The organism is Paracoccus marcusii, assembly GCF_006151785.1.
Classification (GTDB): Bacteria; Pseudomonadota; Alphaproteobacteria; order Rhodobacterales; family Rhodobacteraceae; genus Paracoccus; species Paracoccus marcusii.
Genome location: NZ_VDDD01000039.1, coordinates 20,107 through 27,074 on the forward strand (window position 1 = coordinate 20,107; position 6,968 = coordinate 27,074).

6 protein-coding genes and 1 pseudogene are annotated in these 6,968 nt (G+C 68.2%); 5 read left to right on the plus strand and 2 right to left on the minus strand.

Annotated elements, in window-relative coordinates; all coding sequences use genetic code 11:
- Nucleotides 1–12: 12 nt before the first annotated feature.
- Together FHD68_RS08330 and FHD68_RS08335 are read right to left on the minus strand one after the other, a co-directional pair.
- The gene (locus tag FHD68_RS08330; RefSeq protein WP_127899340.1) at nucleotides 13–1,383 is read right to left on the minus strand and encodes an aspartate aminotransferase family protein; all 1,371 of its coding nucleotides are present in this window, start codon (nucleotides 1,381–1,383) and stop codon (nucleotides 13–15) included.
- Nucleotides 1,384–1,476: 93 nt separating this feature from the next.
- Nucleotides 1,477–1,980, minus strand: coding sequence for an Lrp/AsnC family transcriptional regulator (locus FHD68_RS08335; protein WP_127898317.1), 504 nt, complete (start codon nucleotides 1,978–1,980; stop codon nucleotides 1,477–1,479).
- A 64-nt stretch (nucleotides 1,981–2,044) separates the two neighbouring features.
- Between FHD68_RS08335 and FHD68_RS08340 the strand changes: the two genes are divergently transcribed.
- The 5 genes and pseudogenes from FHD68_RS08340 to FHD68_RS08360 all read left to right on the plus strand — a co-directional run.
- Nucleotides 2,045–3,406: an aminotransferase-like domain-containing protein gene (locus FHD68_RS08340; protein ID WP_167550380.1), complete on the plus strand. Its 1,362-nt coding sequence runs from the start codon at nucleotides 2,045–2,047 to the stop codon at nucleotides 3,404–3,406.
- 187 nt (nucleotides 3,407–3,593) lie between these two features.
- The gene (locus FHD68_RS08345; RefSeq protein ID WP_127898319.1) at nucleotides 3,594–4,619 is read left to right on the plus strand and encodes a TRAP transporter substrate-binding protein; all 1,026 of its coding nucleotides are present in this window, start codon (nucleotides 3,594–3,596) and stop codon (nucleotides 4,617–4,619) included.
- A gap of 64 nt (nucleotides 4,620–4,683) precedes the next feature.
- A complete protein-coding gene (locus tag FHD68_RS08350) occupies nucleotides 4,684–5,349 on the plus strand; it encodes a TRAP transporter small permease (protein WP_127898320.1) in 666 nt (221 codons plus the stop codon).
- A complete protein-coding gene (locus FHD68_RS08355) occupies nucleotides 5,346–6,632 on the plus strand; it encodes a TRAP transporter large permease (RefSeq protein WP_127898321.1) in 1,287 nt (428 codons plus the stop codon). Before FHD68_RS08350 ends, FHD68_RS08355 begins: the two co-directional genes overlap by 4 nt.
- 10 nt (nucleotides 6,633–6,642) lie before the next feature.
- Nucleotides 6,643–6,968: pseudogene (locus FHD68_RS08360) on the plus strand (ectoine utilization protein EutA); the annotation flags it as partial.

The following is a 6,968-nucleotide window of genomic DNA, read 5'->3' on the forward strand; positions in this document are numbered from 1 at the left end:
GCGGGACGCAATTCAGCCCAACACCTCGGCGACCGCCTCGGTCGTGACGGCGACGATCCGGTCGGCCTCCTCGCGCGTCAGGCACAGGGGCGGGGCAAAGCCCAGGATGTCGCCCTGCGGCATCGCCCGCGCGATCACGCCGCGCTTCAGCATCGCCGCCACGACCTTGGCGCCCTTGCCCTCGGACGCGTCGAAAAAGCGCCGGGCATCGCGGTCCGCGACCAGTTCCACGGCGCAGAGCATCCCTTCGCCGCGCACCTCTCCGACATGGGGGTGATCGCCCAGGGCCGCCTGCATCCGGTCGTTCAGATAGGCGCCGACGGTGCCCGCATTCCCGACCAGCCCCAGGCTGTCGATCAGCTTCAGGTTCGCCACCCCGGCCGCCGCGCCGATGGGATGGGCGGAATAGGTCCAGCCATGCCCCATCACGCCGTTCTCGTCCGTGCCGCGCGCCAGCACGTCCCAGACGCGCTGGCCCACGATGCTGGCCGACAGGGGCGCATAGGCGCTGGTCAGGCCCTTGGCGCTGGTGATCAGGTCGGGGCGCATGCCGTAATGGTCCGACCCGAACATCGTTCCCAACCGGCCAAGGCCCGTCACCACCTCATCCGCGATCAGCAGGATGTCGTGGCGGTCCAGAACCTCCTGGATGGCGGGCCAGTAACCCGCGGGCGGCGGCACGATGCCCCCCGTGCCCAGCACCGGCTCTCCGATGAAGGCCGCAATGGTGTCGGAGCCGTGTTCCGCGATCAGCGCCTCCAGTTGCGCCACGCAATGGCCGACGAAGTCCGCCTCCGACATGGCCGCGTCGGGGCGGCGGAAATAGTACGGCGCCTCGGTATGGATCACCTGGTCCAGCGGCAGGTCGAACTTGGCGTGAAACAGCTGCAACCCTGTCAGCGATCCGGTCATCAGGCCCGACCCGTGATAACCCCGCCACCGGCTGATGATCTTCTTTTTTTTCGGACGGCCCAGGATGTTGTTGTAATACCAGACCAGCTTGATGTTCGTCTCGTTCGCATCCGACCCCGACAGGCCGAAATAGACCCGCGCCATGCCCTGGGGCGCGCGGTCCATGACCATCTGCGCCAGCGTGATCGCGGCCTCGGACCCGTGGCCAGCATAGGCGTGGTAATAGGCCAGCTGATGCGCCTGATCGGCGATGGCCTGCGCGATTTCGGGGCGGCCATAGCCCACGTTCACGCAATAGAGGCCCGCAAAGGCGTCCAGCAGGCGGTTGCCGTCGCGGTCGGTGATGTGACAGCCCTCGCCCCCGGTGACGATGCGCTGCGGCGCCTCGCCCCGCGCGAATTGGCCCAGATGGGTCGAGGGGTGGAAAAAGCTCTCGCGGTCCCAACGGGCCAGTTCATCATTCGTCAGCATCATCGCTCCTGTTCCTGCTGGGGGCAGGATAGGGCGGTGGGGCCCGAAGATTTCTCTGATCCGATGGGCTCTGCCCGAGGAAATCCCTGAACTTCAGCCCTCAAGCCGATGATGTTCCAGCATGGCGCCCAAGGCGGGCTGATCCTTGACCGGCTTGGTCACGATATAGCTGAAATAGCGCCGCACCCCTGCGCCGCTGTCCAGCAGCCCGTCCATGACCCCCTGGAACGCCGCCACGTCGGGGGCGATCACCGACATCAGGTAATCGAACCCCCCGCCGATCGCCCAGCAGCCGGTGACGGCGTCCATGCGCGCGATCACCGCCTCGAACCGCTGAAAGCTTTCGCTGCGGTGCTGGTCCAGCTCGACCGTGACGAAGACCTGCACATGCGGCCCCAGGGTGGAAAGGTCGATCTGGGCGCGGTATCCCCGGATCAGGCCCGCCTGTTCCAGCCGCCGCATCCGGTCCCAGCAGGGGGTGGGCGACAGGTTCACGCGGGCGGCCAGGTCGGTCTTGGTGATGCGCCCCTCGCGCGACAGCACCGCCAGGATGGCGATGTCGCGGTCGTCCAGTCGCAGGCTGCGGGGCGGGATCATGGCGCGCATGTTCCCGCGCGCGGCCCGCTTGTCAATCCGCGCGCGGCGGGCGATCCTGCACCCCATGTCCCACTGGCCCCTGAGACGCACCGACATCACCCGCCCCGCCTATCGCAGCCTGGCCCAGGGCATCGCCGCGGCGATCGACGCGGGCAGCCTGCCGCCCGGCACGCGCCTGCCGCCGCATCGCGACCTGGCTTGGCAGCTGGGCGTCAGCGTCCAGACCGTCAGCCGCGCGTACGAGGAGCTCATCCGCGCCGACCTGATCTCGGGAGAGGTCGGGCGCGGCAGCTTCGTGCGATCCGGCCCGCGCGAGACGATCGAGGTGCCGTGGTTCCGCGCGCCCACCGACCGCCCGCCGATCGACCTGTCGATGATGACCCCCGTGGCGCTGCCCCAGATCCGCACGGCCTGGAGCGAGACGTTGCTGCGCCTGTCGGACCGTCTGCCCGACCCGGCGATGCTGTCCTTCCGCCCGCGCCAGACGATGTCGCTGTATGGCGGCATGGCCGCGGCGTGGCTGGCGCGCTGCGGGATGGTGGTCCCGGCGCAGCGGATTCTGATCACCAACGGGACCACGCCTGCGATGTTCGTCGCGCTGCAATGCGTGGCGTTGCCGGGTGACATCATCGCGACCGAATCCGCCACCTGCCACACGCTGCGGCCCGCGGCCCAGCATCTGCACCTGCGCCTGCAGGGCATCCCCGATGACGAACACGGCATGGACCCCGACGCGCTGATCCGGGCCGCGCGGGCGGCGGGCGGGCGGATGAAGGCGGTGTTCCTGCTGCCCTCGGGCGGGGGGCCGCGGGCGCGGGTGATGGACCGAGACCGGCGCGAGACCCTGGCCCGCGCCGCGACCCAAGCCGGGCTGATGATCCTGGAAAGCGACCCCACGGGGCCGATGCCGCCGCGCCGCCCGCCCGCCCTGTCGGGATTCGCGCCGGAGCGCAGCTTCTATTTCACGGGCCTGTCGAAATGCCTGTCGCCGGGGCTGCGCCTGTGTTTTCTGGCGATGCCCGAGAAAATGGCAGAGGCCGCGCTGAACCGGCACCTGTCGATGGCCTGGATGGCCACGCCCCTGATGGCCGAGATCGCGCATGACTGGATCACCGGCGGCACGGCCGACGCGCTGCTGGCGGCGCAGCGCAGCGAACTGGCCGCAAGGAACCGGCTGGCGGTGCGCGTCCTGGGCCAGCGTGCGCAGGGGTTCCTGCACGGTTTGCACCGCTGGATGCCGCTGGACCCCGGCACCGACGAAGGCGCGGCCCTGGCCACCGCGCTGTCCCACCAGGTCGCGCTGGCGCCCGGCGCGGGCTTTGCGATCCTGCCCCAGGGGCCGGCGCTGCGCGTGTCGCTGGGCGGGGCCACGACGCGCGATCTTGAACAGGCGCTGCGCATCGTCTCGGCAGTTCTTCCGGGCTGAGGGCAGGACAATCGGGCGACCTGTTTGACTTTCGCGGTCATAATTGTCATGATTTAATACATCAATTGACTTGGATTCCGCTTGTCCCGAACCATCGGGTCCAATCGGAACGGTCCGAAAGGTCCGAATCCTGCCGCAGAAGGGCCCGTGCGATCCGCGCGCAGGGCCCGCCCCAACAGGAGGTATCATGACCATCACCACCCGCCCCGCATTCCGCCTTGCCACCGCCAGCCTGACCGCCCTGATCCTGGGATCCGGGGCCGCCATTGCCGACACCTGGCGCTATGCCTTCGAGGAGGCGCTGGACGAGGTCCAGGGCGTCTATGCCCAGAAGTTCAAGGAGGAGGTCGAGGCCAATTCCGACCACGAGGTCCAGCTGTTCCCCTTTGGCACGCTGGGCGAATCCGACAACATCATGGAACAGACCCAGTCGGGCATCCTGCAGTTCGTGAACCAGTCGCCCGGCTTCACCGGATCGCTGATCCCCGAGGCGCAGGTGTTCTTCGTGCCCTATCTGCTGCCCGAGGATGACGACCAGCTGTTCGCCTTCTTCCGCAATTCCGAGGCGATCAATACGATCTTCCCCGAGCTGTACGCCCAGCAGGGGCTGGAGCTGCTGAGCATGTACCCCGAGGGCGAGGTGATGGTCACCTCGAACCGGCCCATCGCGGCGCCTGCCGATTTCGACGACGTCAAGGTGCGGGTGATGACCAACCCGCTGCTGGTCAGCAGCTATCAGGCCTTTGGCGCCACGCCGACGCCGCTGCCCTGGGGTGAGGTTTATGGCGGCCTGCAGACCGGCATCGTCGATGCGCAGGAGAACCCGGCCTTCTTCATCGAATCCACCCGCATGTACGAGGTCCAGGACCACATCACCCGGCTGGGCCACAACAACTTCACCACCGCGCTGATGGCCAACCAGGAGTTCTTTGATGGCCTGTCCGCCGAGGACCAGCAGGTGGTCCGCGACGCGGCCCAGACGGCATTCGACCACATCATCGAATATCAGCAGGGCCTGACCGAGGCGTCGCTGGAGAAGATCACTGCCGACCGCCCCGAGGTCACCGTGACCACCCTGACCGAGGAGCAGCGCGCGCCCTTCCGCGACACCGCCGCCCAGGTCGAGGAGACCTTCCTGGAGATCGGCGGTCCCCGCGCCCAGGAGGTCCTGGACCAGATGAAGGCGGACCTGTCCGCCGCGGCCCAGGGCTGATCCCGGTGCCCCGTCCCGCCCTGCGGGGCGGGGCGCCCGAGCGAACGATGATGGACAGGTGGCCATGACGCCAGAGACCAAAGGTGACCGGCCCCCAGGCCCGGCCGACGACCCGGACATCCTTGCCGCGGCCGAGGCGACGCAGGCGCAGGACGACATCGACGATGCGCTGTACGAATCCGGTCTGCCCGGCATCCTGGGCGTGGCCGACCGCGCCATCGCCCGGCTGGAGGCCGTGGCCCTGGCGATCGGCGTGCTGGCGATGGCGTTCAACACCGTCGCCAATGTCGTCGGCCGTTTCGTCTTTGGCCGCTCGCTCTATTTCGCCGAGGAGGTCAACCAGGCGCTGATCGTCCTGGTGACCTTCACGGGCATGTCCTATGCCGCGCGGCACGGGCGCCACATCCGCATGTCGGCCATCACCGACGCGCTGCCGCCCAAGGCGCGCAAGGCGATGCTGGTGGCGATATCGGCGCTGACGGCGGTGCTGCTGCTGGTGCTGGCGTGGTTCGCGCTGTCCTATGTCATGAGCCAGGCGGGCCGGGGCAGGGTTCTGCCCGCGCTGCGCATCCCGCAATGGTGGATCATCGTCTGGGTTCCCGCCGGCTTCTTCCTGACCGGCCTGCAATACGCGCTGACCGCGCTGAAGAACCTCAGGGACCCCGACATCTGGCTGTCGACCGCCGTGCGCGACGGGTACGACCTGCCGCAGAAGGACGCCGACGCATGACCACCGCCATCCTTGGCACGATGATCGTGCTGCTGCTGCTGGGCTTTCCGATGATGGTCCCGCTGATCGTCGCGTCGGTCGTGGGCTTCGTCGCGATCTTCGGCGGCATCGGCCACTTGGAGACGCTGGTTCAGCAGGTCATCGCGGGCATTCAGCCCGCCAGCCTGATCGCCGTCCCGATGTTCATCTTCGCGGCCGAGATCATGACCCGCGGCCAGTCCGCGGGCCGCCTGATCGACGTGGTCATGGCGTTCCTGGGTCACATCAAGGGCGGGCTGGCCATCTCGACCGCGGGGGCCTGCACGATGTTCGGCGCGGTGTCGGGGTCGACGCAGGCCACGGTCGTGGCGGTTGGCGGCCCGATGCGGCCGCGCCTGCTCAAGGCGGGCTACAGCGACCGCTTCACGCTGGCGCTGATCATCAACGCCTCCGACATCGCCTTTCTGATCCCGCCATCGATCGGCATGATCATCTATGGCGTGGTGTCGGGGACATCGATCGCAGAGCTGTTCCTGGCGGGGATCGGGCCGGGGCTGCTGATCCTGGTGATGTTCTCGATCTATTCGTATATCTATGCGGTGCGCCACAATGTGCCGACCGAACCGCGGATGCCCTGGCCCGACCGGCTGCGCGCCGTGCGCCGGGCCATCTGGCCGATGGGCTTTCCGGTGCTGATCATCGGCGGCATCTATGGCGGGGTCTTCTCTCCGACCGAGGCCGCGGCCGCCTGCGTCCTCTATGCCCTGGTGCTGGAGATGCTGGTCTTTCGACAGGTGTCGCCCCGCCAGCTGTTTGCGACCGCCAAATCGACCGGGCTGATCACCGCGGTGGTGTTCATCCTGGTCGGCGCCGGCGCGGCCTTCAGCTATGTCATCAGCTTCGCCCAGATCCCGCAGGAGATCCTGGCCGTCATCGGCATCGACGGCATGGGCCCCTATGGCGTGCTGTTCACCATCTCCATCGCGTTCTTCATCGGCTGCATGTTCGTGGACCCGATCGTGGTGATCCTGGTGCTGGTGCCGATCTTTGCGCCGGTGGTGCAGGCGACGGGGCTGGACCCGGTGCTGGTCGGCACGATCATCACCCTGCAGGTCGCCATCGGCAGCGCCACGCCGCCCTTCGGCTGCGACATCTTCACGGCCATCGCGGTGTTCCGCCGGCCCTATTGGGAGGTCATCCGCGGCACGCCGCCCTTCGTGATCATGCTGCTGACGGTATCGGTCCTGCTGATCTTTTTCCCGCAGATCGCGTTGTTCCTGCGCGACCTGTCCATCGACGGGTAAGGGGAGCCGCATGCAGGACAATCTGAACCGGTTCGGGCTGGTGGCCCTGGCCACCGACCTGACGATCGAGGGTGACGCGGCCAGCCTGATGCCGCCCGGAACCCGGCTGCACGTCACGCGCATCGCCTTTGACAACCCCACGACCGAGGACAACCTGCGCGCCACCGGCCCGCGCCTGTGTGACGCGGTGGACCTGCTGGTGCCGGGCGTGACGCTGTCGGGCATCGGCTTCGGCTGCACCTCCGCTGCGGCGGTGCTGGGCGACACGATGGATGCGCTGGCCGGGGGTCGCGCGCCGGTGACCACGCCCGCGGGCGCGGCGCTGCGGGCGTTCGC

What these genes read in the sequence shown, in the direction of transcription:
- FHD68_RS08330 (WP_127899340.1), bottom strand. Translation starts at nt 1,383, where the DNA reads ATGCTGACGAATGATGAACTGGCCCGTTGGGACCGCGAGAGCTTTTTC.
- FHD68_RS08335 (WP_127898317.1), bottom strand. Translation starts at nt 1,980, where the DNA reads ATGATCCCGCCCCGCAGCCTGCGACTGGACGACCGCGACATCGCCATC.
- FHD68_RS08340 (WP_167550380.1), top strand. Translation starts at nt 2,045, where the DNA reads ATGTCCCACTGGCCCCTGAGACGCACCGACATCACCCGCCCCGCCTAT.
- FHD68_RS08345 (WP_127898319.1), top strand. Translation starts at nt 3,594, where the DNA reads ATGACCATCACCACCCGCCCCGCATTCCGCCTTGCCACCGCCAGCCTG.
- FHD68_RS08350 (WP_127898320.1), top strand. Translation starts at nt 4,684, where the DNA reads ATGACGCCAGAGACCAAAGGTGACCGGCCCCCAGGCCCGGCCGACGAC.
- FHD68_RS08355 (WP_127898321.1), top strand. Translation starts at nt 5,346, where the DNA reads ATGACCACCGCCATCCTTGGCACGATGATCGTGCTGCTGCTGCTGGGC.